Raw genomic sequence first — 24,419 nt, 5'->3', positions numbered from 1 at the left:
CAACCTTTTAGAAAAAATGAAAAAAACAATTTTAAAAACTGCCCTTATAGCCTCAATGGCTTTTGGAGTAATCAGTGTAGATGCACAGAATAAGGCTGTGCTTGAAGACTTTAAGCCATCTTCTAAAAACCAGCCTCAGCAGGAATACCCAATGGTAAACTCTCAGGGATATGCCCGGTTTAAAATAGTAGCTCCTGCTGCGGATAGCGTAAGAGTAAGTTTAGGATTGGGCGGCAAAGGCGGCACTAAACTCGCAAAAGCGGAAGATGGCACCTGGTTGGGCACTACAGAAGTCCCAATGGACGAAGGTTTTCATTATTACAATGTAAATATTGATGGTGGAAAATTTAACGATCCAGGAGCTATGAATTATTACGGTTCCACCCGTTGGGAGAGTGGCATAGAAATACCCGCACATGATCAAGATTTTTATGCTTTAAAAAATGTTCCGCATGGAAATGTGCAACAAATATTATTTCCTTCGCCAAGTACTAATTCTTCTCGCAGAGCATTTGTTTATACCCCCCCTGCATACGAAAAAGGCCTAAGCAAATATCCAGTATTGTACTTACAACATGGCTGGGGCGAAGACGAAACCGCTTGGATGAACCAAGGCCATGCTAACCTTATCATGGATAATCTTATTGCCGAAGGAAAAATTATTCCTTTTATTATTGTAAATACTTACGGCATGACCAATGAAATCAAATGGGGAGGAATGAAAGATTTCAAAATTGAACCCTTTCAAACTGTGCTTGTAGATGAATTGATTCCATACATTGATTCAAATTTCCGAACGCTCGCCACCAAAGACAAAAGAGCCATGGCTGGGCTGTCTATGGGTGGTATGGAAACCCATACCATTACCCTTAACAAACCTGAAGTTTTTGGATATTATGCTTTGTTAAGTGGGGGTACTTATCTACCAGAGGAAATCAAAGAAAAATCCCAAGTAAAAATGATATTTCTAAGCAGTGGAAGCAAAGAAAGACCTGAGCGAATTTTAGATGCGGCCACAAAATTAAAGAATGCGGGATTTAATACTGTCACCTATGTTTCCGAAAATACAGGGCATGAATTCCAAACATGGAGAAGAAGTTTACATGAGTTAGCACCATTGCTTTTTAAATAAATTTAAGGCATTCCGTCTATTAAAACTCAAGTCAAAATTATTTAAAAAAAAATATCAAAATCGATGAAAAAATTTAGGAATACCCTGGTTTTATTTGGTCTTTTCTGTTTCTGCACTGTAAACGCCCAAAAGGTTCGCTATCGCAATGTTTTTAAAGAGTTGGGTTATAGCCAAGCAGAAATTGACAACAAATTAAAAAAAGCATATTTCGATGTTTTTGAAGGGCCAAACAAAGTTTATTTTGAAGAAGGGGATTCACTCGCTTATGTTTCAGACGTAAAAAATAAAGACGCTCGCTCAGAAGGAATGTCCTATGGAATGATGGTAGCAGTCCAATTGGATAAAAAACAAATATTTGATAATATTTGGCGGTGGGCGGTTAAATATTCACAGCACCAGAGTGGACCAAGAGAAGCATACTTTGCATGGAGTATTGACCCCATCACAAAAAAGAAAAATTCATTGGGATCGGCCTCCGATGGTGAACTTTATTTTGTTACCAGCCTATTATTTGCTTCTAACAAATGGGGAAATGACACGGGAATAAATTACTACAAAGAAGCCAGGAGAATTTTGGATGCTATGTGGAAAAAAGACGGCACTGGAAACATTTATAATGTCATCAATACCGAACATAAACAAATAAGTTTTGTGCCTGAAGGTGATGGCTATAAGTGGACAGACCCTTCCTATCACATACCTGCTTTTTATGAAATTTGGGCTGAATATGCCAAAGACGGCCATGAGGAATTTTATAAAGCATGTGCTGACACCTCTCGTGTGTTTTTGCATCGAGCTTGCCACCCAGTAACTGGCCTTAACTCCGACTATACTGAGTTTAGCGGTGCTCCACATCCTACCCGCTGGATGCAGCCAGGTTTTAGGTATGACTCTTGGCGAGTACCAATGAATATCGCGATGGATTATACCTGGTATGGCAAAGACAAAAAATGGCAACTGGACTATGCCAAAAGGTTTCAGAGGTTTCTCAGATCAAAAGGTTTAGAAAGCTATGACGACCAGTTTAATCTCGACGGCTCCAAGCCAGAGTTTATATTACAAGCAGGGCCCGTAAAAAAACTTCGTCATTCTATAGGTTTGGTCTCAACTGCTGCATCTACAGCCCTTATTAACAAAGGAAAGGAAAGCAATGATTTTGTTCACGCCATTTGGAATGTTAAACTTGAACCTTACGATGACGGATATTTTGACCCTTATTTCGATGGGCTTATGTATCTATTTAACTTAATGCATTTGAGCGGTAACTACAAGATAATTCAACCTCAAAAATAACCTTAATATTCAACCTTTAAAATCTAAAAAAATGAAAAAACTATTAACTGTATTAGCCATACTGTTTTTTTGTGAGAATATGGTTTTCTCTCAAAAAATGGAAAAAGAAATGCCAAATGGTTATGAATCTGAGAGGTCAGACATAGCTAAAGGCAAAATAGATACGGTTTTGTATGTCTCTAAAACGGTTGGAAGTAAACGCAAAACCGTTGTTTATACGCCTCCAAATTTCGATAAAAAGAAAAAGTATCCCGTCTTATACTTACTCCATGGCATAGGAGGTACCCATTTGGAATGGTTTATTGGTGCAAATCCCCAAAATATTTTGGATAATTTGTATGCCGAAGGCAAAATCCAACCCATGATAGTGGTTATGCCTAACGGCAGAGCAATGAAAGATGATAGAGCCATAGGAAATATTTTTGAAAAAGATAAAGTAGAAGCTTTTGCCAATTTTGAAAACGACCTTTTAAACGACCTTATTCCTTTTATAGAAAAAACTTATCCAACTTTGACCGACAAAGATAATCGGGCCATTGCGGGACTTTCTATGGGTGGTGGGCAGTCGCTTAATTTTGGCCTGGGTAACTTAGATAAATTCTCTTGGGTAGGCGGTTTTTCTTCAGCCCCTAATACAAAAACACCTGAAGAATTAGTGCCAAACCCAATGGAAACTAAGAAAAAACTTAAATTGCTCTGGATTTCATGCGGCGATGCAGATGGACTCCTTAGCTTTAGTAAACGCACCCACGATTACCTGTATGAAAACGAAGTGCCGCATGTATACTATTTAGAGTCTGGAGGTCATGATTTTAAGGTTTGGAAAAATGGCTTATATATGTTTTCTCAGTTTTTGTTTAAACCTATTGATAACACTACTTTAGAAAACTATACGGTCTTGGGTACACCTGCCATCACAAATGTTCGCAATGCAAAATATCCGCAAATTTTACCAGACAACAGAGTAGTTTTTAAAGTAAAAGCACCTGAAGCACTGAAAGTACAGATAGATTTAGGTAAAAAGTATGATATGGTAAAAGATACTAGTGGATATTGGAATATTACTACAGATGTGATAAGTCGAGGTTTTCATTATTATTCATTAATCATTGATGGAGTTGCTTTAGCAGACCCAGCGAGCGAAACTTTCTATGGCATGAGTCGTATGGCATCCGGAATTGAAATTCCATATAAAAAAGGGGGCTTTTATGCACTAAAAGATGTAGCTCATGGCGATATTCGGATAAAGAAATATTTCTCAAAAGTTAGTAATTCGTGGAGAGAAATGTACGTGTACACCCCGCCAGGCTACGATAAATCATCAGAAAAATATCCCGTTCTGTATCTACTTCATGGAGGTGGTGAAGATCAACGTGGCTGGGCGACCCAAGGAAAAACAGATTTAATACTGGATAACCTTATCGCTGATCAAAAAGCAAAACCTATGATTATTGCCATGCTAGACGGCAATATTGGCAGCGGTGGTGGTATTGCGAGCTTTGGAGAGCAACAACTTCGAGCTTTTGAAAACGAGCTCAAAATGGGAGCTATTCCTTTTGTAGAAAATAATTTTAGAACAGAAACAGACGCAAAGAATAGAGCCTTAGCAGGCTTATCTATGGGAGGTTTACAAACTTTACACGCAGGACTGAAAAATACAGATTTATTTAATTATCTCGGCGTATTCAGCTCAGGATGGTGGGCAAACAACACCAAGCTTTCTGACCCACAATATGAATATATGCAAAAAAATGTGAGCACGATTAACGCAAATTTGAAAGAATTGTGGATTTCGCAAGGGGGTGAAGAAGACATTGCTCACGCCAACTGCCAGATTATGTTGAAAAAATTTGACGCCATGGGTATCAAATACAAATATAGTGAATATGCAGGCGGACATGCTTGGCCAGTTTGGCGTCATGATTTGTATATGTTTTCGCAGTTATTATTTAAGTAAAATTGCCTTTAAAAATAAAAGGCTTTAACAGATTTTGGCACATTGCTAAAAACGGTTAAAGCTTCAGGTAACCTAAATTCAATTTAGAAAAAAATGAAAAAGACAATACTGATTCTCCTTTTACATTCTAGCCTATCATGGGCACAAATGCAGCCTTTCCCATTGCAGGAAGTGAAACTGACTGCAGGTGTATTTAAAAACGCACAAGAGGTAGATCTAAAATACATGTTGGCCTTAAATCCAGATAAATTACTTGCACCTTATTTGATTGATTCTGATTTGCCCCTCAAAGCTGAGCGGTATGGCAACTGGGAAAGCTCGGGTTTAGACGGCCACATAGGTGGGCATTATTTATCTGCTTTAGCCATGATGTATGCCAGTACTGGAAACCCCGAAATGAAAAGTCGCTTGGAATATATGGTGAGCGAACTAGCTCGCTGCCAAGCAAAAAATGGAAATGGATATGTGGGCGGCATACCTAACGGTAAAGTGTTTTGGGAAAGGATTCATAAGGGAGATATTGATGGGAGCACCTTTGGGCTAAATAACACTTGGGTGCCTTTATATAACATTCATAAGCTTTTTGCAGGCTTACGTGATGCATATCAAATAGCTGGAAATCAAGAAGCAAAGAATATTCTTATTGGATTGGGCGATTGGTTTTTAGAACTGATAAAACCTCTCAGCAATGAACAGGTCCAACAGGTTTTACGCACCGAACATGGAGGCATGAACGAAGTTTTTGCTGATTTATATATCATCACAAATGAAAGCAAATACTTGGCTGCAGCTCAAAGACTTTCTCACCAAAGTATTTTGAAACCTTTGCTCGCCAAAGAAGATAAACTTACGGGATTACACGCTAACACCCAAATACCAAAAGTGATAGGTTTTGAAAAAATAGCAAAGCTCACAAACAATGCCGATTGGTCAGGTGCGGCACAATATTTTTGGCAAAATGTAACACAGACCAGAAGTGTGGCGTTCGGCGGCAATAGCTTTCGTGAACATTTTAATCCGATTGACGATTTCAATAAAATGTTAGTAAGCAATCAAGGTCCCGAAACCTGTAACAGTTTTAATATGCTTAGACTAAGTATGGCTTTGTTTTTAGACAAAAACGATGTCAGCTATCTTGATTTTTATGAGCGTACGCTTTACAATCACATACTTTCGAGCCAACATCCCGAAAAAGGGGGCTTTGTTTATTTTACACCCATTCGCCCCAATCATTACCGCGTATATTCACAACCCGAAACTAGCATGTGGTGCTGTGTGGGATCAGGCTTAGAAAATCATACTAAATACGGCGAATTGATTTACAGCCACACCCACAATGATGTATTTGTCAATCTTTTTATTCCTTCGGAATTAAACTGGCAAGAAAAAGGGATTCAGATAATTCAAAACACCAATTTTCCTTATATAAACACTACGGAATTGGTTATGAAATTACCTAAGAATCAATCGTTTTCGCTCAATATCAGGTATCCAAAGTGGGCTGAAAGTGCTAAGGTTACTGTAAATGGTAAAATCCAAAAAATAAACAAAAAGCCTTCTGAATATATCAGTTTGGATAGAAAATGGAGAAATGGGGATAAGATTTCAATAGAATTTGGGATGAAAACTCGACTTGAATACCTGCCAGATGGGTCAAATTGGGCGGCATTTGTTCGTGGCCCTATAGTTTTGGCTGCCAAAACATCTACTGAAGACTTAAGAGGGCTTTTTGCAGACGACAGCCGTATGGGACATGAAACCAAAGGTAAGCTTTTTCCTATCAATAAGGCCTACGCCTTAGTAGATGAATCGGGTAACTATTTGTCAAAACTAAAACCGATTGATAATTTGAATTTCACTTTAGATTCCTTGCATCTTCAACCGTTTTTTGATTTGCATGATGCTCGCTATCAAATGTATTTTCAAACATTTACCAAAGAAGAATACGAAAAGCAAAAAGATATTCAAAAACAAACAGAAGAGGCCTTAATGGCACTGGAGGCACGGACGGTCGACAAAATAAACTGTGGCGAACAACAGCCCGAAGTAGATCATAATTACATTGGAGAGCAAAGTAATTCGGGTTATGACGAGGAGCAATTTTGGAGAAATACGAGGTCATTTATTTCATATCAGCTTCTGAATAAAGACCAACGTGGTACTTATATTGAAATCAGTTCTTTGGATGATTTTAAAACGGAGAATCTTGAGATTACTATTAATGGTATCTCAATAGAAGTCTTTTCAAATAATAGCAAAACAATACGCTTAAAACTTCCAAAAGCTGAGCAAATAAGCTTAAAAATTAGAGTAATGTCAAATTACACAACACCTCGATTTACGGAAATACGAATTATCAGCAATGAATAAAAAAACAAAATATAATAACTAACTATTTTAAATTTATTTTGGTGCTATTCTGAATAGAGTGGGTAATTGTTAAAAGTGTATTTAAATTTAATAAATAGATTTTGATATTTGTGGTATGAATAGCGAACAAATATTTCAACTTGCATTAGGTCTTCAAGAGCCATGGTATGTGTCAAAAGCTGAATTTCTTGAGTCTCAGTCAGGCCGAGAGTTGCATTTAACTATCGACTTCAAAAAAGGGTATTTTATTGACTCAAATAAGAAAAGTAACGTACACGATAGAGTTGAACGTTCTTTGAGACATTTAAATTTTTTCGAGCATAAATGTTTCTTACACTGCCTTGTTCCTCGCTTAAAAACATTAGATAATAAAGTAAAACAAGTCGAGGTCCCTTGGGGAAGGGAAGGAAGTGGGTTTACACTACTTTTGAGGCTTTTAGTATGTTGTTAATTGAACAAGAAATGCCCGTAAATAAGGTTGGTAAAGTGATTGGCGTGTACCCCAACCGTATTGGGAATATCTTTAATTATTGGCTCGGAATTGCTTATTCCGATGCAGAGCATAATAATATTTCAACATTGGGAATAGACGAGACCAGTTCTAAAAGAGGGCATAATTATATAACCGTTGCCGTTGATATGAAGACTTCAAGGGTTGTACATGCCACCGAAGGTAAAGGAGCAGAAACTATTACAAAAATTGCTGATTATCTGGAAACTACAGATACAAAAAGGGAGGCTATTAAGCAGGTTTGTATTGACCTGTCACCCTCTTTTATTAGTGGAGTTGAATCAGAATTTTCTAATGCTCAAATAGTATTTGATAGGTACCATGTTAAAGCATTATTGAATAAAAGTATGGACGACTTAAGAAAACAAGAATTAAAAACTTACTTAATGCTTAAAGGGCAAAAGTACTTGTTTCTCAAAAATGAGAAGAACATGACAGTATCACAAAAATCACAGCGAGATATATCACTAGAAGCCTTACCAAGGTTAGGTACAGCTTATCGTTTAAAAATACTATTTGACGACTTTGGGTCTATAAAATCACCTCAAGATGCACAAGTTTTTTTAGCCTATTGGTGTGATATGGCTAAAGAAGCAATGATACCTCAATTTGAAAAATTTGTAAACACAGTTATGAAGCATTGGAAAGGAATTACAAATTATTCTAAATATCATATTTCAAACGGAATTTTAGAAGGTACAAACAGTAAAATTCAGTTAGCTAAAGCAAGGGCTAAAGGATATAGAAACAAAAACAATTTTATCAATATGATTTACTTCATCGCTGATAAACTCAAATTTAATTACCCACTCTATTCAGCATAGAGCCATTTTTTAAAAATCGTAAAATCACCACAAATTATATTAAATGAAAAGTGACCGCCTCAAGTTAATTGTGAGACGGCCTCTTTCTTTTTTAAATAAAATGCGGCTGAAATTAAGCTCACGGCATTTCTGATATTTTCTTAATTCGATCTCGAAAAATCAATAAATAGCCACTATCTGTAAAGTTTCCTCTCCCAATTCAAATTTATCTCCTACTTTTTTACCTAAAATACTTTGGTAGATTGCCGCATCTTTTGTGATACAGAAAACCTCTTTACCCTCAAAAGTGAAGTGTGGAAGGGAAAGTCCTATAAAAAACAAAGTGGTGTCGGTTTCTAATATAGCACCGTCTTCTACTACATCATGTTCTTTGTTTTTTTCGGCTAAAGCAAAAACATGTACTTTTTCTGCCTCATCTAACATTTGCTTAAACCGCAGTTGCAGGTCTTTTGCCTCAGTTTGTCTCGCAAAATCGTCTGGATCCAAAGTATCATTTTCGTCCAAATCTGATGCTGACTGGAATCGATTCACTGAGTTTTTTAGATTTTCAATTACCTTGGTATGCTCTTCTATAATTCTATTTAAAACTTCTTCTCTCTTCATTGTAATGTTAATTAATTCTAACACGAATTTAACCTGCATATACGTAAATAAATATGATATATATCTTATAAAAACCAAACATATAACTCGTATTTGGTCTCTAAATATGTATATAATTTAGGCTATTTCGGTAGCTCAAAAGTAACTTATTCTACAATCTTATGATTTTTTCTCGGCTTCGTTTATATTGTTTATTCCGGCCATTAAGGCATCTGGGTTGAATGATATACTATCTATACCGCACTCAACCAAAAAACGGGCATATTCGGGGTAGTCGCTAGGGGCTTGACCACATAAACCTATTTTTACTCCAGCAACTTTTGCTTTTGTAATAGACATGCGAATAAGCTCCATAACGGCGGGGTCAAATGGCGAGAATATTTCGCTTAGCAATTCCGAATCTCGGTCGGCACCAAGTGCCAATTGGGTAAGGTCATTTGACCCAATAGAAAATCCATCAATTCCAAACTTTATGCCAAAATAATTTTCTTTTACTTTTTCACAAATCCATGCTTCTTGAAAACATGTTTTTTATTCAAAAACCAATCCTATAATACTCAAAAATAGCACTTTTGATAGTAAAAAAAACTTTTGTACTTTTTCAAGAACAAACTAAAAATGGACTTTCCCGAACAGAAAATCTTTAATGAAAAAATCTCTAATTATGTGAAAATATTGACCCGGAATTTCCTAAACCCAAACATTATTTAATACACAAACATTATCTAAAAGTAAATCTAAGTTCATTTGAAACAATAAAAAAAACACCGAATAAATAAAAGTCTACGAAAAAATAACCATATTCATAGATATTTAAAAACAAACTAATTGCCCAATGAAAAAATTTGTATTGTTCGCAATCTCCGCAATTACACTTGCTTCTTGTGCCTCTGAGAAGAATTCAAAAGTCAGCAAATTCGAATTTGACGGCATAGACCAAAGTATAAAACCAGGAGATAACTTTTTTAACCATGTAAATAAGATTTGGTACGACAAAGCCGTCATAGCAGACGACGAATCAGGGGTAGGCTCGTATAGTTTCTTGAATATTCCGCAGAAAAAACTTTTGCAAGATATATTAACGGAGGTTTCGAGCGGCACTCACAAAAAAGGCACCGCAGACCAAATGGTGGGTGATTTTTATCGCTCAGGCATGGACACCTCTCGAATAAATGCCCGAGGGTTCACGCCTATTCAGCCACTACTCAGTCAAATTAATAATATAAAAAATGTATCTGACCTGATGGCTTTTGTGGCTAGCGAGTTTAAGTCTGGCAACGGCTCTTTAATTAGTGTAGGGGTATCTCCTGACAACGCAAACAGCAGTGTCAATATCCTGCATTTTGGACAAACCGGCTTGGGCTTGCCCGATCGAGATTATTATTTTAAAACAGATGAATCTACGTTTAAGATTCAGGAAGCTTATAAAAAATATTTGTTTACACTCTTTAAACTTACAGGAAGCGACCTTGCCGTAGAAAACACGGCCACAACATATAATATTGAAACCCAACTGGCTCAAGCACATAGAACCCGAACTGAAAAGAGAGATGTAAAAGCCAATTACAACAAAATGGCGGTAGCAGACCTAAACAAAAGCCAACCCAACATTGGCTGGAGTGCCTTACTCAAAAACCTTGGAGCAGAAGCTGACTCAGTGGATATTCGCCAACCGGCATATTACCAAAAATTAAATACGCTTTTAGGTACTTTAACCATCGCAGATTGGAAAACATACTTGCAAGCCAATGTATTGACCAACTATGCCGATATATTGAGCCAACCTTTTGAAAATGCCGCCTTCCAATACGAAAAGGTGCTTTCAGGCCAAGCTGTTCAGAAATCGAGAGAGCAACTAATGGTACAAAAAGTAGATAGGCAGTTGGGCTTTGCACTCGGAAAACTGTACGTAGAAAGGCACTTTAACGAAGAGTCGAAAAAACGTGTTTTGGACTTGGTAAACAACCTTCAAAAGTCTTTTGAAAACAGAATAAATCAGCTTGACTGGATGAGCGACAGCACCAAAGTGAAGGCAAAAGAAAAGCTATATGCAATTACCAAAAAAATAGGCTACCCAGACGTGTGGAGAACCTATGATAACGTTGATATAGCCAAAGAAACGTATTTTGAAAATGTAGTAGCATTGAGACAAAACGACTATCAATACGAATTGGCTAACCTAAAAAAAGCTCCAAATAGAGACGAATGGCACACCACGCCGGCTACAGTTACGGCCTATTACAATCCATCGATGAACGAAATCGTGTTTCCGGCAGGGATATTGCAGTTCCCTTATTTTGATTTAGAAGCAGACGATGCCATCAATTACGGCGGAATAGGCATGGTAATCGGGCATGAACTTACTCATGCTTTTGACGACCAAGGGGCTCAATTTGACAAAGACGGAAACGTTAAAAACTGGTGGAGCAAAGAAGACTATGTGAAGTTTAAAGCTAAAACTCAACTCATAATTGACAGATACAGTTCTTACACGGTTTTAGACAGCTTACACCTCATAGGTGGACTAACAGTTGGAGAAAACACGGCCGACAATGGCGGCATTTCGATTGCTTACGACGCTTTCAAAATGACCAAACAAGGCCAAGACACCACAAAAATAAACGGCTACACGCCCGACCAAAGGTTCTTTATGTCGATAGCGAGAATCTGGCGAGTTAAAACCCGCGATGAATACTTAAGAAATTATGTAAAAAATAATCCGCACTCGCCCCCAATGTGGCGTGTAAACGGACCGCTTTCTAACTTTACGCCTTTTTATGAGGTATTTAACGTGAAACCGGGAGACAAAAACTACAAATCAACTGAAGAACGAATTAAGATTTGGTAAGTCCTATTTTTAGGAAAAAGGTACCTCAAAAGCGGCTGCTTTAGTCACCATACTTTAGCCTTGGGCAAGGTATGGTGATGCGGCTGCAAATGCAAAATACAATATGGAAACAATACAACAATTTTTCGAACTAGAACTCATCCACATTGGAGAATTTAATGTAAAAGTTTATACGCTAGTCAACATTTTAGGCATTTACCTTACTACTAAATTGGTATTGTTTTTAATCAAAAAAGCCCTATACCGAAAAAGACACACCAAACAAGACATTGGAGCAAATTACGCTCTGCTTAAAATCATCAAATACGTAGTATGGGTAATTGCCATCGGATTGGGACTAGAAACGCTGGGCATACAACTAACAGTCCTCATTGCGGGTTCGGCAGCCTTATTGGTGGGTGTTGGCTTAGGCTTGCAGCAGACTTTTAATGATATACTTTCGGGGATAATTTTACTTTCAGAAAAAACCATAAAAATTGAGGATGTTTTAGAAATAGACGGCGACATAGTCAAAATACAAAGCATCGGTTTGCGAACCTCCAAGGCTTTTAACACTGACGATGTTTCTATCATTATTCCAAACTCCCTGATAACCTCCACCAAAGTCATAAACTGGAGTCACCAAACCAGCAAGGCACGTTTTAGAATAGACGTAGGCGTGGCCTATGGCAGCGATGTAGACCTGGTGATACAGACATTAGAAGAAAGTGCAAACGAGCATCCGGCGATTTCAGACAAGGTGTCTACCGAAGCCCGATTGGTAAATTTCGGAAACTCCTCTTTAGATTTTCAGGTGTTGTTTTTTAGCGAACAAATATTCAGAATAAGCAGAGTAAAAAGCGATATCAGAAGAAGTATAAACAGCAAATTTGTGACAAACCGCATCGCCATACCTTTCCCTCAAATGGACTTACATTTGAAATCTAACGTTACAGAAAAAGAAAAATGAATTAAATCGAAAACCTAACTTATTCAACCTCTCATATTTTACTTTAATCTGGTATATAAATATCAAACTGGGCACCGTTGTTCAGTTCACTCGTGGCGGTGATAATGCCGCTGTGGTTATCCACTATTTTTTTCACAATGGCCAAACCAATACCCGTGCCGGCATAAACTTCTTTGCCATGAAGTTTTTGGAATACTTCAAAAATCCGCTCATTAAAGTGAGGTTCAAAGCCTATTCCGTTGTCTTTGACAGTAATGTGACAATATTTTTTTTCGGGAGAAAACGATTCTGACATTAATTTGCTGCCACTGATTGTTCGGCTTGAAATCTGAATGTGGCTCGATAAATCGGGTTTCGAAAACTTGAGTGCATTGCTAATCAGGTTATACATCAACTGCCTAAACTGAAACGCGATTATATTTACCGAACAAAGTTCCCGAACCTCTAGGTTGGCTTTTTTATCCGAAATCGTATCTTTCAAATCAGCTTTCACTTCTTCTACTATTACATTTAAATCTATCTTTTCGAAGTTAAGTTCGGTGGTGCTAATACGTGAAAACTCAAGTAAATCATTGATTAACTGTTGCATTCTGCTAGCTGCCAGCTGCATCCTTTGGAAGTAGTTTTGGCCACTTTCTGTCAAAACTTCTTTGTCTAAAATAATAGAAACAAAGGTTTGAATTTTACGCAAAGGCTCCTGCAAGTCATGGCTCGATATGTACGTAAACGCCAATAACTCTTTGTTGGCGATTATCAATTCGGCCGCACGCTTTTCCTTTTCTTTGTTCTGAAAAGCCAGTTCTTCATTCGCAATGCTCAATTCTTCTGCTCGCTTCTCCTTTTCGGCGTTTTGAAAAGCCAACTCTTTGTTCGCTATGCGTAACTCCACCGCACGCTTCTCCTTCTCGGCATTTTGAAAGGCCAACTCTTTATTCGCTATGCGTAACTCCACCGCACGATTTTCTTTTTCTGCGTTTTGAAAAGCCAACTCTTTGTTGGCGATGCTCAACTCCTCAGCTCGCTTTTCTTTTTCGGCATTTTGAAAAGCCAATTCTTTATTGGCAATCACAAGTTCTTCGGCACGTTTTTCTTTCTCCTTATTCTGAAACAAAAGCTCTTCATTGGCTATAATTAGCTCTTTGGCCCGCTTTTCTTTTTCCTCATTCTGAAACACCAACTTTTTGTTGGCTATTATCAGTTCATCCGCACGTTTGCCTTTTTCCTCTTTTTCAAATGCCAGTTCTTTATGTACAATTACAAGCTCGTCTACTTCTTTTCGGTTTATTTTAGCCATATTTTTTCTTATTTAAACAAAGGACTTTGAAGTGTAAGTACAAAGTTTTCACTGCTTGGATTCGGAATATTTCCTTCCAAAATTAACCGGATTGTTTTATGTATTATGTTTTTAAATTGTGAAAACTCAGCAGGCTTCAGTATAAAGTATTTTGCCCCATTTAAATAAAGTCGATTGACCACCTCTTGCTCAAAAGAAGTAGAAAATATAATAATAGGCAAGTCGTCTAGCGTAGTGTTCAGCCTAATTTCGGTCAAACATTCGAAGCCGTTTTTACGCGGCATATTCAAATCCAAAAAAAGTACGTCCGGAAGCTTATTCACTTTCAAAAAAGCCATCAATTGTTCGCCGTCAACCACCGTTTTTAGTTCTATTGGTGTCGTCAAAGCCTCCAAAGCCATTTAAAAAAACAAACGATCGTCTTTGTCGTCATCAGCAAGCAGGATATTAAGAGTTTCCGTTTTCACTTTTCATGCTATTATTTTAAAAATAATGAGTAAAATATGGATGTGAATAATTAATTAGGTTTAAATCGCTATTAATATTTCTTCTAGTATTGTTTTGAGCTCCTCTATACTATTGGGTTTTCTGATAAATCTTTCGGCTCCCATTCGTATCAACATACTCTTTATGCCATTTTCGAAGGCATCGTCTTTGGTATACGAGGTTGATAGCATCGCAATGGGCACTTTACTGACCACTTCATTTTCTTTTATTTCCTGCAAACATTCTATGCCCGTTTTGCGAGGCATACTTATATCAAGGAAAATTATATCTGGAAGGTTTAGCTGATTATTAGCCAAATACTCCATCAGTTTTTCTCCATCATTTACTGTAGTAAGTTTGGTTTCTATCGGTATTAATTTGAGTGCTTTTTCGAAAAAAAAACGGTCATCTATGTCATCTTCCGCCAGAAGAATATGCACGGCGGTATTATTATTTTTCATTAAATTATTGAATACGAATATTTATATTTTTTTTGATTCCAATCTCTCCTAAATTACAATTAGGACGGCTCTGTACTATGCCTCTTTTTTTGATTCTAATTCTTTTTATTTAACCTACACAGTCAAATTCTATTCGTATGATATCAGTATTGAAAATCGCGTAATTGATTACATCCGCTCCATGTACCAACTGAGTTCTTTTTCCACTTTTTTTAATGAAAAAATATTCGTGATAATTTTCTGTAGTCGCAAAAATGCCGTTTCACTTTTAACCACATAATCGTGTGCCAAATGGTGCATACAGTTAATAGCCACGTCTATTTTATCCTGCGAACTGAGCATTATAATCGGCATATTGGCATTTATTTCCTTGATTTTGTCAATAGTCTGAATACCGTTCATGGCACCTGCAATGATGCCGTCTAAATGATAATCGAGGATGATGATATCAGGCTGTTTGTAAATATTTTCAATACACTTTTCTCCTGTTGAAAATGTTTCAATCTCAAAATCGGCATTATCGAGAAATTCAATTTCTAAAGATTTCAAAAAAACCGCGTCATCATCTACCAGAAACAGTTTTATTTTATTGTCGTTATTCATTTTGGTATTGTTTTTTTCTTTTCAAAATCTGCATTTCTGACTCTTTATTTTTTTTAATTTCCTTGCTAATTAAAGGCTATTATTTCTAAAAAAAATAACTAAAAACAATCAGGCAATTTTATATTTTTTTAGTTCAATTTCAAGCTCTTCACAGGCCATTAGGCAGGCTTCTTGCACTTGATTTACAAGTTCATTTATTCCCTCTGTCATGTGTTGCGTTTTGGCATATTCTTGAATTTTACGTGCCATACTTTCAAAATCTGTGCTCATGCCCATTATAGAAAACGAGGGCAACATTTTATGAACGGCCTTCTCCAACAGTTTCCAGTCTTTGTCATTTAGACTTTGTTTCATTGCAAAAAGCAAGGGCGGCGTTTGTTCTAAATAAACCGAGATCATTTCTGCCATCAGCTTTGGGTTAGACTTGGTCCGCTGTAAGAGATATGAAAGATCTACAGTTTTGGGTTTTATGCCTTTTGCTACTTCTTTTTCGGTAGTAATCAAAATCACAGGCTTTTTGACCAAAGCCATTATTTTGCTGTAAAGAAGTCGCTCATTTACAGGTTTTGAAATGTAGTCGTTCATGCCCACCGCTTTACATTTTTCTACGTCGGCGGTGGTAACGTCAGCTGTTAGGGCTATTATCGGGATATCTGACTTTATGACATTTCTGATATAAGTTGTGGCTTCATAACCATTCATTTCTGGCATTTGTAAATCCATCAAAATGACATCGTAGGGCTTAATGGCTTTTTTTTCATTGGCTGTCAGTTTTGAGTTTTCTGAGGTTAGCTCCAACTTTTCTACCGCCAACTTGCCGTTAAAAGTTATGTCGCACTCAAAGCCGAAATCGTCGAGGAGAGTTTTCATCAACAATTGGTTTAAGGCCATGTCTTCTACCACCAAAACCTTTACATCACCAATTTCGCGGTCAAGCTCCATTATTTCCGGTTCCAATACCACCTCTTCTTGGGCTTTTTCAAACGTAAGTGTAAAACTAAAGGTGGAACCTACGCCTACCTCACTGTTTATAACCACATTGCCACCTTGGCCTTCCACTAGCTCTTTTACTATTGCCAAGCCGAGGCCTGTGCCGCCATATAGTCGCGAAGTGCTGACAGTAGCCTGATTAAATTTTTCGAAAACACCTTCGAGTTTATCCTCTGCTATACCTATGCCGGTATCAGAAATGGCAAAATGAATAGTTGCGGAATCGTCCGTTTCCTCAATCATTTTTACCTCAATATTTATTTTACCTTTTAAGGTAAATTTTAAAGCATTACTCAGCAGATTCATTATAATTTGGTGCAGACGCACCGAATCACCTATCAGGATATCGGGTATGTTTTTGTCGTATTTTTTGGTTAAAACAAGGTTTTTCTCTTGGATTTTTGATTCAAAAAGATTCACCATGGCATCTATTGAAAGGGCGAGTTTGAATGGTGTAAGCTCAAACGTCATTTTACCCGCTTTTACTTTGGCCAAGTCGAGTATATCATTTATGAGCACAATTAGAGCATCTCCACTCATTTTTATGGCAGACATATACTCTTTTTGTTTCGCCGTCAGGTTGGTCTTTAGCACCACTTTCGTAAATCCAATGATGGCATTCATTGGCGTACGAATCTCGTGACTCATATTTGACAAAAACTGCTGTTTTGCCTTTACTGCGTTTTCAGCTATTTCGGTTGCCCTTTCGGCTATTCCCGTTGCTTTCTCTGCTTTTTCTCTTGCTATCTCGGCCATTTCGGTCGCCATTTCAGCAAAAACCTTGGCTTCATTTAGCTCATTCTCTATTCTTTTTTGCATTGTTATATCATGGGCCACCACTACAGCCCCTAATACATTTCCATGGTCATCTTTATAGATAGACCCATTAAAGAGCACATCTGTAAGTTTATGATCTTTAATGGTTAACGGAAAATCTACGACAAATCCATACTCAAACACCCGCTCGTAACCTATTTTAGCATTGTCGGGGTTGGTAAAATATTTTATAAAATCAGACCCAATCAAATCTTCTCGCAGCACCCCCGTTACGTTTGCAGATGCTATGTTTACATCGGTTATTTTGCCTTCGGGACTGATGGTAAACAACGGATCATGACTGGCTTCTATTAAGCTACGTGAATACTCGTTTAATAATTTCGCTCGGGTTTCTTCTACCTCAATAACCTTGTGCATTAAGGTTTCGTTGGTATTTTCCAGTTCACGGGTTCTTATATCTACCGCTTGTTCAAGTTTTTCTCTGTGTGTTTTTTGTTCGTGGATATCTGTGTTATAGCCCACCCAAATTTTTATTTGGCCGTTGTCGTCTCTCATGGCTCGGGCTTTGCTGCTGTGCCAACGGTATTCGCCCGCAAAGTTTTTAATTCGAAGTTCCATGTTAAAATCATCACCAGAGGCTACTGACTTTAGCCAGCGATAGGTGGCTTCTTCTAGTTCCTCTTCATGAATCCATTTCCACCAACCTTCGGTTATCAGCACTTCCATACTTACTCCCGTAAAATCCTGCCAGCTTTGGTTAAAAAACATCACGTGGCCGTCAGGAGTAGCATTGGTAACTTTTTCGGGCATAAGCTCCGCCATTGATCGAAAATGATTCTCACTTTCCTGAATTTTGAGATTGATAAGTGCTTGGTTTTGATGATATAGCCTTTCAGTTTCTTTGTTTTTCTCGTCAAATATGATTTTCTTTTGTTGGGCCTTGATGATATAAACCACCACAGCAAAAATAAAAAGCAATGAAAAGAGCAATATCAAAAACAAGTAATTTGAATTCCTATTGATTTTTTCTGTTTCGACTTTCCTTAGCTTTAATAGCCTAAATTCTTCTTTATCGAAGTTAGAAATCTCCTCTCTTATTTGCGTAGTTAAAGCCAAACTCTCTACTATATATTTGTTCCGGTTTATTTCACTTAAGGTCTTGCTTTTTTGAGCATTTATAACCCTCAAAACAACCAAACGCCTAGCTAAACCTTTTTTAATCATGTCATCCACACGTTTACCCTGTTTCGGATTATCTTTTGTGATGGCCTTTAGGGTAATTAAGTCGGTTTGAATATCATCAAGCGTAGCGTATATACGCTTCAAAAAACTTTCATCGCCTGTTAAAACATAAACCCTTGCCGCGGCTTCGGTAGTGATTATGTCTAAAATGACCTCGTTGCTGATGAGAAGCACCTGCTGGGTGTGCTCTACCCAGTCGGCAGATGATTTTACTTTTTGAAAATTATTGTAAAAAAAGCCCAGCAAGATCACCAACAGTATGACTATTAGAACATAGAAAATTTTTATTTTTTCTTTAATAAGCGTTATCATTTTTAAAATTTGGAAGTATTAAAACTCCGGGTTAAATATCCTCAATTGGGCTTCTACGTTTGTTTTTTAATCCTTTAAAGTGTGAGGGTGAAAGCCCCGTTACCTTTTTAAATTGACTAGAAAGGTGGGCCACCGAACTATAGTTCATTTTATAGGCTATTTCGGTAATGTTCAGTTCATCGTAAATGATGAGTTCTTTGATGCGTTCTACTTTGTGGCTAATAATAAACTGCTCAATGGTAGTGCCTTGAATTTCAGAAAATAAATTGGCCAAGTAGGTATAATCGTAGCTAAGTTTTTCGGCCAAAAAATGTGAGAAATTTATCTTGGGCATTTCCTCAGCATAATGCACCATTTCCACTATCACGTTCTTTATTTTCTCAATCAGCATGGCTCTTTTATCGTCCATGAGCTCAAGGCCATCGGCCAGCAGTGCCACTTTTAAAGACTGGCGTTGCACATCTGTAATATTTTCCATGATATCTACCACGCCCAAGTCCACCAAAATAAAGTGAAGCCCAAGTTTTTTCAATTCTTCTTTCACTATCATTTTGCAACGTGTACTTACCATGTATTTGATGTATAGCTTCATATATATTTACATAAAATTAAACCCAAACGAAGGGGTAGTATGGACTAAAAACTAAACTTCGTATCCGCTCTTTATCACGGTCGATATCATTTTAAACTGCTTATTGGCATTAAAAAAATGAGAGGAATGAGCCGGAATAATAATGCCCTCTCCTTTGCTAAGGCGAAATTTTTTGTCTTTAATAGTGAGCTCAGCTTCACCGTCTATTATCTGTATGTAGTTATCAAATGGAGCGGTTTTTTCGGCTAGCTCTTCGCCAGCATCAAAAGATGAAGCGGTAATATTTCCCGTTATTTTTCTGATTATAGTTTTACTTACCACAGAATTGGGAAGGTACTGTATAATTTCAACGGTAATGTGGGCTTTTCCTTTTTCCAATTCAGTAGTTTCCTTTGATTCCATTTTTAAGGGTTTTGTTTAAAAGTTATAAAAGTGAGGATATTAAAATGAAAAAGGATTATATAGTTATTTAAAAAACTTATATAATTCACACATTTTGAAATAGTTAGTCATAAACTAGTTCGTAAGCGTAAAAATTAAAGAGACAAATTTTCTCTTACCCTCCATTACTTGTAAGAATGTGCGAATTATGTAAGTTAAACAAAAAATTATGAAACAATTACGCAGCTCAAATAGGTGTCCTTTGCAAGGTGAAAATCATTTCACACTTGACTCGCCAATTGTGAGATTAAAAAAAAATACCTCAATGAAAAAAATCAGTATGTTCTTACTTGCGTCTGTATTGTTATTCAGCGTTGCTCCTGTTCCAATTTTGAAAGCTGAGCCATCTGCTATTTCTTCATCAGAAAAAACCAAAAAAGAAGAATCAGAAGAAGCTAAAGTGATAATAGCGAGAATTGAAGCCATCAAAGCCCTTGACAAATCAGACATGACCAGAAGTCAAAAAAAGGAATTGAGACAAGAAGTAAAGGCTCTAAAAACAACCTTGGGAGACTTGGGGAATGGCATTTACCTATCGGCAGGTGCTATTATTATCATTCTTTTACTTTTGATATTGATCTTATAAAACTATAAATACCACACAATATTTTTTTTGAAATAAAAAAATCACGACTTTGTATCTACAAATAGGGCTATCATAACAATTTAACTCTCTCAAAAACATGAATAACATATTTAAAGGCCTAATAGCAGGATACGGTGCCAAAAAGCTTGGTGGCGGTTGCTTTGGCACAGTAATCGTTTTTATTATCATTTGGGTTATTTTGGGTCAATGCTCATAAAGCCTTACTCTTAAAAAGCTTCTCCTCTAGTTTTTGAATAAAATATTTAGAAACAAATCTGATAAGAATCCGAAGTTTCAATCCCTTCTTAAGCCCAATTTTCATACATGGTAAATCGTGTATGCCAATTGGCTATTGTCTTTTTAAAAGGATTTGCCTTATCCCCCCTCAATTGCTTTTTTCAAACTTTTAAATCCCTCAGTTAATTCATTAAATAAGTATAAAAAAAAGAAGCCGCCCGAATGGCATGGAGTGACCCGGGTGTGTGGTCCGTAGAAAAAGACTTACGATTGTTTTATGATTAAGCCTCGCAGTCAAAGTCAATCGTAATTTTTTATAAAGAAAAAGTGCCAGGTGTAGATTTTGGATGGAAATATTCCGCTCATAATTTAGGCTTGATATTTTCTATTTTTTATACCATTCAAAAAAAACTTGATAAGTCAAATAAACTAGCAGCAGTAAAACTATTAGCAATACAACTAAAAACGGCCTCAAAGGCCTTAAATGTGTGAATTTTGTAAGAGTTTACCATAATTATACAACACACCACCAAGCTGCAACTTATAACTTTGTTATAAAATAAACCCCTTTATATCATGCTTAGTTTTAACACGATAATCAGCCTAATTGTAATTGGTTTTTTGCTATGGTTAGTTAATACTTACTTACCCATGGACCGAAAAATCAAGAAAATATTGAATTTTGTAGTGGTACTTTTTACCATCATTTGGTTATTAAAACTGTTCGGTATTATCAGTATTTAAGGCTTCCTTAAGCCATCTGTTACGCATTCCTCCCTATTTATTAAAAAAAAACATAGCATTAAAAAATGCTAAAAAACACTATCACTATGAATTTGAAAAGAATTTTTGGTGCCTTACTTACAGTTTTAGGCATCGTTGGGCTTATATATGGAGCCTATTTGTTTGTGAACACCACAAACAGCACCCGAAACGTGAAGTCCTTATTGACCTATGGTACCATCGGAATCATATTTTTTATATCGGGAATAGGCCTGATAAAAACCACAAAAGACGAATCATGAAAAGCTTAAAAGCTTACAGGTAAATCAATAAAATTGTCGCACAACTTCTTTTTCTTGTTAGTTTAAATAACCCCAATATTTTTAAAAACAAGATGATATTTTTACCTCCAAATCTGTGAATATTGAAACTTTTACACATATTTATGTAACACTCGGCAAGGCCATTTGTCAGACATTTGTACTGTGAAAACACATTCACAATAACAATGAAAACTACCATGACAAAAAAAACAAAATGGTCGATTGACCAAGCACACAGTGACATTACATTCAAAGTCAGACACTTGATGATTGCCCACGTAAAGGGCTCTTTTAAAACCTTTGATGCAAATATTTATACCTACGGCAAAGACTTTGCAACCGCCGAAATAGACGTTTGGATAGATGCTTCATCTATAACTACAGGCGATACAGACCGCGACGAGCACCTAAAAGCCTTGGACTTTTTAGATGTAAAAAACCACAAGCAAATAACGTTTGTAGCAAGCACCATTGGCAAAATGGACGAAAAAAATATGCACGAGCTTTGGGGTGAACTTACCATAGTGGGCATCAAACAAAACGTGAAACTTGATGTAGAATTTGGTGGATTACTAAAAGACCCTTGGGGCAATGAAAGAGCGGGTTTTTCGGTAACAGGAAAAATAAAAAGAGCAGATTGGGGCTTAACATGGAACACCGCCCTGGAAACTGGAGGAATTATGGTGGGCGACGACATAGCCATCACGTGCGACATAGAAGTGACTAACGTAGGTTTTGAAGACCTTAAAATGGAACTTGACAACGCCAAGGAATAATCGCTTTGCCATGCTTTTGAAATAACTATCCTATTTAATACGCAGCATATTCGCTTAAAAAATAATACTATGAAAACTATTCTTTTTCCAACAGATTTTAGTGAAAACTCGCTACATGCGGCTCAATACGCCGGCATGTTAGCAAGGAAATTTGACGCCAAACTTGTGATATTACATGTTTTTACTCACATAATATCGCTTAGTTCTCAATCGCAGCTGATGGCCCAAAACGTCATATTAGATGATCAGCTTGAAAAAAATGCAGAAAAAAACCTATGCGATTTTTCGGATAAACTTATTCAAATTTGTAACCTTCCGAAGGTACAAGTAGAACAAAAACTTGCGGTGGGAATCGTTACTGATATAATAGTACGCACCGCAGAAGAAGTAAAAGCTGACATGATAGTGATAGGAACCAAAGGCGTTACTAATGCGATAGACAAGCTGCTAGGTTCGAATGCAGAGAGCGTAGTAAAATCTGCTAAACGTCCTGTTTGGGTGGTGCCTTATACGGCATGTCTTAATGTTCCTTTGACATTTTTATATGCGTCTGATTTGGAAGAAAACGAAACCAACGCTACTCAAACCTTACTGGATTTTGCTACGCCGCTTGGAGCCGAATGCAAAGTGATTCACATCAACGAGTATTTTGACAAAGAAGTAAACGAAGCAAGTAAAGCCACCATCAAAAACCTCAAGTCAGAGTTTTCTGGCAAAAATATCACATTCAAAGAGTTAAACCGAAAAGAAGTGGTGGAGGGTATAGAAGCCTATGTAAGTACGCACAAACCGGATGTTTTAGCTCTCGCCATATATGACAAATCTTTTTTTAGCAACCTATTTTTAGGCAGTATAACCACGCATTTTGTAGAAAAAGCCAATACGCCGCTTTTGGTATTTAAAAAAGAAAAAATTTAAATAGGCTTTGAAAAAAGTAAATAAAACATGAAAAATACCTATCAAAACCTCGAAGCGTTTTTTGAGAAAATAGCATTTGCTATTACCTCTATATTAGGGAGTTCCATTACATTTTTTCTAGCATTTATGATGATTATTTTCTGGTTTTTAAACCGAGATTTTGAAACTCTTGACACCAACGAAGTATTGAGAGATATGATTCACGGCATTACATTTTTAAGCTTATTTGTTATTCAAAAAGAATTTAGCAGATTTTCGGGTTCATTGCACCTCAAAGTAAACGAACTGGTGGTTTCAACCAAAACAGCCAACAAGGCCGTGATAAACGTAGAATCAAAGTCTGAAAAAGAAATTCATGATCTGCAAAAAGAATACACCGAACTGGCGGATCAAATACAAAAACCGAAAGAAACCAAAATCGATAAAAAAGCCTAATTGTGTGAATTTTGTAAGTCCACCACATAATTCTGTAACATAAAACGCCTAAACCACACGACCTTTACATTTCAATTAATAAAAAACAAAACACTAAGAAAATGTTAAAATCTATTCTTGTTCTAATTGCATTATTAAGCATCCATATTGGAGTTGCTAATGCCCAAACCTTATCAGTAGGCCCTATGATAGGTGTAAATGCTTCACGTTTTACTGGACAACCAAACACTAAAAGTATCGCAGGATTGGCTATCGGAGCTTTTGGAAATTATAGTGTAAACGAGCACATTGGCATTGGAGCAAAACTTTTGTATTCGCAGTTAGGTAGTGGCTTTAATGATACAGACCATTTAAACAGATTGCATTACATACAATTGCCTATTACGGGTATTTACTATTTTGGCGAATCAGGCGATAAGCTTAGACCCAAAATATATGCAGGACCATATGTGGGTAGATTGTTAAAAACTACAGTAAAAGACGGCACAAAAATAACGACAATAGACGGTGAGCCATTCCACGAAAAACTTGACGTTGGTGGAGTAATCGGGGTTGGATTTAACTACAGAATTAAGTCACGTACGTGGTTAAATGCAGACTTAGGTTTTAGCCAAGGATTTATAAACATAAACAAAACACCAGGGGTAGTTTACAAAAACCAATCGTTTGGTTTAAATGTAGGCGTAAGTTTCCCTGTAGGCAAAGGTTAAGTTTGACATAAAATTTCAAGAGGCTT

The 24,419-nt window shown here is 36.8% G+C and carries 23 protein-coding genes; 14 read left to right on the top strand and 9 right to left on the bottom strand.

Annotation, left to right across the window (positions count from 1 at the left end; translation table 11 throughout):
• The first annotated feature begins 16 nt into the window (after nt 1-16).
• The 5 genes from ACFOOI_RS21315 (at nt 17) to ACFOOI_RS21295 (ending at nt 8,087) form a co-directional block, all read left to right on the top strand.
• Nucleotides 17-1,132, top strand: coding sequence for an alpha/beta hydrolase (locus ACFOOI_RS21315; RefSeq protein WP_379840123.1), 1,116 nt, complete (start codon nt 17-19; stop codon nt 1,130-1,132).
• Nucleotides 1,133-1,195: 63 nt separating this feature from the next.
• On the top strand, nt 1,196-2,425 hold the full coding sequence (locus ACFOOI_RS21310; RefSeq protein WP_379840122.1) for a glycosyl hydrolase family 8: 1,230 nt from the start codon (nt 1,196-1,198) through the stop codon (nt 2,423-2,425).
• Between the two features lie 31 nt (nt 2,426-2,456).
• A complete protein-coding gene (locus ACFOOI_RS21305; protein ID WP_379840121.1) occupies nt 2,457-4,382 on the top strand; it encodes an alpha/beta hydrolase-fold protein in 1,926 nt (641 codons plus the stop codon).
• A gap of 93 nt (nt 4,383-4,475) precedes the next feature.
• Entirely contained in the window at nt 4,476-6,752 is a 2,277-nt protein-coding gene (locus ACFOOI_RS21300; RefSeq protein WP_379840120.1) for a glycoside hydrolase family 127 protein, read from the top strand.
• Between the two features lie 462 nt (nt 6,753-7,214).
• Complete coding sequence (locus ACFOOI_RS21295) at nt 7,215-8,087, top strand: ISL3 family transposase (protein WP_379840119.1); 873 nt, start codon at nt 7,215-7,217, stop codon at nt 8,085-8,087.
• 159 nt (nt 8,088-8,246) lie between these two features.
• Here ACFOOI_RS21295 and ACFOOI_RS21290 read toward each other — a convergent pair whose 3' ends face one another.
• Complete coding sequence (locus ACFOOI_RS21290; RefSeq protein WP_379840118.1) at nt 8,247-8,690, bottom strand: hypothetical protein; 444 nt, start codon at nt 8,688-8,690, stop codon at nt 8,247-8,249.
• Nucleotides 8,691-8,849: 159 nt separating this feature from the next.
• Nucleotides 8,850-9,152: a putative PEP-binding protein gene (locus tag ACFOOI_RS21285; protein WP_379840234.1), complete on the bottom strand. Its 303-nt coding sequence runs from the start codon at nt 9,150-9,152 to the stop codon at nt 8,850-8,852.
• Between the two features lie 373 nt (nt 9,153-9,525).
• Here ACFOOI_RS21285 and ACFOOI_RS21280 point away from each other — a divergent pair, with 373 nt between their 5' ends.
• Nucleotides 9,526-11,538, top strand: a complete 2,013-nt coding sequence (locus tag ACFOOI_RS21280) for a M13 family metallopeptidase (protein WP_379840117.1) — start codon at nt 9,526-9,528, stop codon at nt 11,536-11,538.
• A 103-nt stretch (nt 11,539-11,641) separates the two neighbouring features.
• Entirely contained in the window at nt 11,642-12,487 is an 846-nt protein-coding gene (locus ACFOOI_RS21275; RefSeq protein ID WP_379840116.1) for a mechanosensitive ion channel family protein, read from the top strand.
• Nucleotides 12,488-12,530: 43 nt separating this feature from the next.
• On the opposite strand, the gene ACFOOI_RS21270 is transcribed toward ACFOOI_RS21275, so the two are convergent.
• The 7 genes from ACFOOI_RS21270 to ACFOOI_RS21240 all read right to left on the bottom strand — a co-directional run bounded on the left by ACFOOI_RS21270 (nt 12,531) and on the right by ACFOOI_RS21240 (nt 19,646).
• Nucleotides 12,531-13,781 carry a sensor histidine kinase gene (locus ACFOOI_RS21270; protein ID WP_379840115.1) on the bottom strand — a complete coding sequence of 417 codons (1,251 nt, stop codon included), beginning with the start codon at nt 13,779-13,781 and terminating at the stop codon, nt 12,531-12,533.
• An 8-nt stretch (nt 13,782-13,789) separates the two neighbouring features.
• Nucleotides 13,790-14,167: a response regulator gene (locus ACFOOI_RS21265; protein WP_379840114.1), complete on the bottom strand. Its 378-nt coding sequence runs from the start codon at nt 14,165-14,167 to the stop codon at nt 13,790-13,792.
• A 141-nt stretch (nt 14,168-14,308) separates the two neighbouring features.
• Nucleotides 14,309-14,728 (bottom strand): response regulator, encoded by a 420-nt coding sequence (locus ACFOOI_RS21260; protein ID WP_379840113.1) that lies wholly within the window; start codon nt 14,726-14,728, stop codon nt 14,309-14,311.
• 168 nt (nt 14,729-14,896) lie between these two features.
• Nucleotides 14,897-15,331, bottom strand: a complete 435-nt coding sequence (locus ACFOOI_RS21255) for a response regulator (protein WP_379840112.1) — start codon at nt 15,329-15,331, stop codon at nt 14,897-14,899.
• A 108-nt stretch (nt 15,332-15,439) separates the two neighbouring features.
• Nucleotides 15,440-18,652: a PAS domain S-box protein gene (locus tag ACFOOI_RS21250; protein WP_379840111.1), complete on the bottom strand. Its 3,213-nt coding sequence runs from the start codon at nt 18,650-18,652 to the stop codon at nt 15,440-15,442.
• Between the two features lie 31 nt (nt 18,653-18,683).
• Nucleotides 18,684-19,244 (bottom strand): helix-turn-helix domain-containing protein, encoded by a 561-nt coding sequence (locus ACFOOI_RS21245; protein ID WP_379840110.1) that lies wholly within the window; start codon nt 19,242-19,244, stop codon nt 18,684-18,686.
• 51 nt (nt 19,245-19,295) lie between these two features.
• Nucleotides 19,296-19,646, bottom strand: coding sequence for a cupin domain-containing protein (locus ACFOOI_RS21240; protein ID WP_379840109.1), 351 nt, complete (start codon nt 19,644-19,646; stop codon nt 19,296-19,298).
• A 304-nt stretch (nt 19,647-19,950) separates the two neighbouring features.
• Here ACFOOI_RS21240 and ACFOOI_RS21235 point away from each other — a divergent pair, with 304 nt between their 5' ends.
• The 7 genes from ACFOOI_RS21235 (at nt 19,951) to ACFOOI_RS21205 (ending at nt 24,393) form a co-directional block, all read left to right on the top strand.
• Complete coding sequence (locus ACFOOI_RS21235; RefSeq protein WP_379840108.1) at nt 19,951-20,271, top strand: hypothetical protein; 321 nt, start codon at nt 19,951-19,953, stop codon at nt 20,269-20,271.
• Nucleotides 20,272-21,084: 813 nt separating this feature from the next.
• Entirely contained in the window at nt 21,085-21,252 is a 168-nt protein-coding gene (locus ACFOOI_RS21230) for a Thivi_2564 family membrane protein (protein ID WP_379840107.1), read from the top strand.
• An 86-nt stretch (nt 21,253-21,338) separates the two neighbouring features.
• The gene (locus ACFOOI_RS21225; RefSeq protein ID WP_379840106.1) at nt 21,339-21,533 is read left to right on the top strand and encodes a hypothetical protein; all 195 of its coding nucleotides are present in this window, start codon (nt 21,339-21,341) and stop codon (nt 21,531-21,533) included.
• 218 nt (nt 21,534-21,751) lie between these two features.
• Nucleotides 21,752-22,330, top strand: coding sequence for a YceI family protein (locus ACFOOI_RS21220; protein ID WP_379840105.1), 579 nt, complete (start codon nt 21,752-21,754; stop codon nt 22,328-22,330).
• 69 nt (nt 22,331-22,399) lie between these two features.
• The gene (locus ACFOOI_RS21215) at nt 22,400-23,248 is read left to right on the top strand and encodes a universal stress protein (protein WP_379840104.1); all 849 of its coding nucleotides are present in this window, start codon (nt 22,400-22,402) and stop codon (nt 23,246-23,248) included.
• 27 nt (nt 23,249-23,275) lie between these two features.
• The gene (locus ACFOOI_RS21210; protein ID WP_379840103.1) at nt 23,276-23,683 is read left to right on the top strand and encodes a low affinity iron permease family protein; all 408 of its coding nucleotides are present in this window, start codon (nt 23,276-23,278) and stop codon (nt 23,681-23,683) included.
• 101 nt (nt 23,684-23,784) lie between these two features.
• Nucleotides 23,785-24,393, top strand: coding sequence for a porin family protein (locus ACFOOI_RS21205; protein ID WP_379840102.1), 609 nt, complete (start codon nt 23,785-23,787; stop codon nt 24,391-24,393).
• The last annotated feature ends 26 nt before the right edge of the window (nt 24,394-24,419 follow it).

The sequence above is a fragment of the Lacihabitans lacunae genome, from assembly GCF_042649125.1.
Classification (GTDB): Bacteria; Bacteroidota; Bacteroidia; order Cytophagales; family Spirosomataceae; genus Leadbetterella; species Leadbetterella lacunae.
This window is presented reverse-complemented; position numbering and strand designations above follow the sequence as displayed.

Coding starts and splice junctions, on each gene's coding strand:
- ACFOOI_RS21315 (WP_379840123.1), top strand. CDS start 17: ATGAAAAAAACAATTTTAAAAACTGCCCTTATAGCCTCAATGGCTTTT.
- ACFOOI_RS21310 (WP_379840122.1), top strand. CDS start 1,196: ATGAAAAAATTTAGGAATACCCTGGTTTTATTTGGTCTTTTCTGTTTC.
- ACFOOI_RS21305 (WP_379840121.1), top strand. CDS start 2,457: ATGAAAAAACTATTAACTGTATTAGCCATACTGTTTTTTTGTGAGAAT.
- ACFOOI_RS21300 (WP_379840120.1), top strand. CDS start 4,476: ATGAAAAAGACAATACTGATTCTCCTTTTACATTCTAGCCTATCATGG.
- ACFOOI_RS21295 (WP_379840119.1), top strand. CDS start 7,215: ATGCCCGTAAATAAGGTTGGTAAAGTGATTGGCGTGTACCCCAACCGT.
- ACFOOI_RS21290 (WP_379840118.1), bottom strand. CDS start 8,690: ATGAAGAGAGAAGAAGTTTTAAATAGAATTATAGAAGAGCATACCAAG.
- ACFOOI_RS21280 (WP_379840117.1), top strand. CDS start 9,526: ATGAAAAAATTTGTATTGTTCGCAATCTCCGCAATTACACTTGCTTCT.
- ACFOOI_RS21275 (WP_379840116.1), top strand. CDS start 11,642: ATGGAAACAATACAACAATTTTTCGAACTAGAACTCATCCACATTGGA.
- ACFOOI_RS21270 (WP_379840115.1), bottom strand. CDS start 13,781: ATGGCTAAAATAAACCGAAAAGAAGTAGACGAGCTTGTAATTGTACAT.
- ACFOOI_RS21260 (WP_379840113.1), bottom strand. CDS start 14,728: ATGAAAAATAATAATACCGCCGTGCATATTCTTCTGGCGGAAGATGAC.
- ACFOOI_RS21255 (WP_379840112.1), bottom strand. CDS start 15,331: ATGAATAACGACAATAAAATAAAACTGTTTCTGGTAGATGATGACGCG.
- ACFOOI_RS21250 (WP_379840111.1), bottom strand. CDS start 18,652: ATGATAACGCTTATTAAAGAAAAAATAAAAATTTTCTATGTTCTAATA.
- ACFOOI_RS21245 (WP_379840110.1), bottom strand. CDS start 19,244: ATGAAGCTATACATCAAATACATGGTAAGTACACGTTGCAAAATGATA.
- ACFOOI_RS21240 (WP_379840109.1), bottom strand. CDS start 19,646: ATGGAATCAAAGGAAACTACTGAATTGGAAAAAGGAAAAGCCCACATT.
- ACFOOI_RS21235 (WP_379840108.1), top strand. CDS start 19,951: ATGAAAAAAATCAGTATGTTCTTACTTGCGTCTGTATTGTTATTCAGC.
- ACFOOI_RS21230 (WP_379840107.1), top strand. CDS start 21,085: ATGCTTAGTTTTAACACGATAATCAGCCTAATTGTAATTGGTTTTTTG.
- ACFOOI_RS21225 (WP_379840106.1), top strand. CDS start 21,339: ATGAATTTGAAAAGAATTTTTGGTGCCTTACTTACAGTTTTAGGCATC.
- ACFOOI_RS21220 (WP_379840105.1), top strand. CDS start 21,752: ATGACAAAAAAAACAAAATGGTCGATTGACCAAGCACACAGTGACATT.
- ACFOOI_RS21215 (WP_379840104.1), top strand. CDS start 22,400: ATGAAAACTATTCTTTTTCCAACAGATTTTAGTGAAAACTCGCTACAT.
- ACFOOI_RS21210 (WP_379840103.1), top strand. CDS start 23,276: ATGAAAAATACCTATCAAAACCTCGAAGCGTTTTTTGAGAAAATAGCA.
- ACFOOI_RS21205 (WP_379840102.1), top strand. CDS start 23,785: ATGTTAAAATCTATTCTTGTTCTAATTGCATTATTAAGCATCCATATT.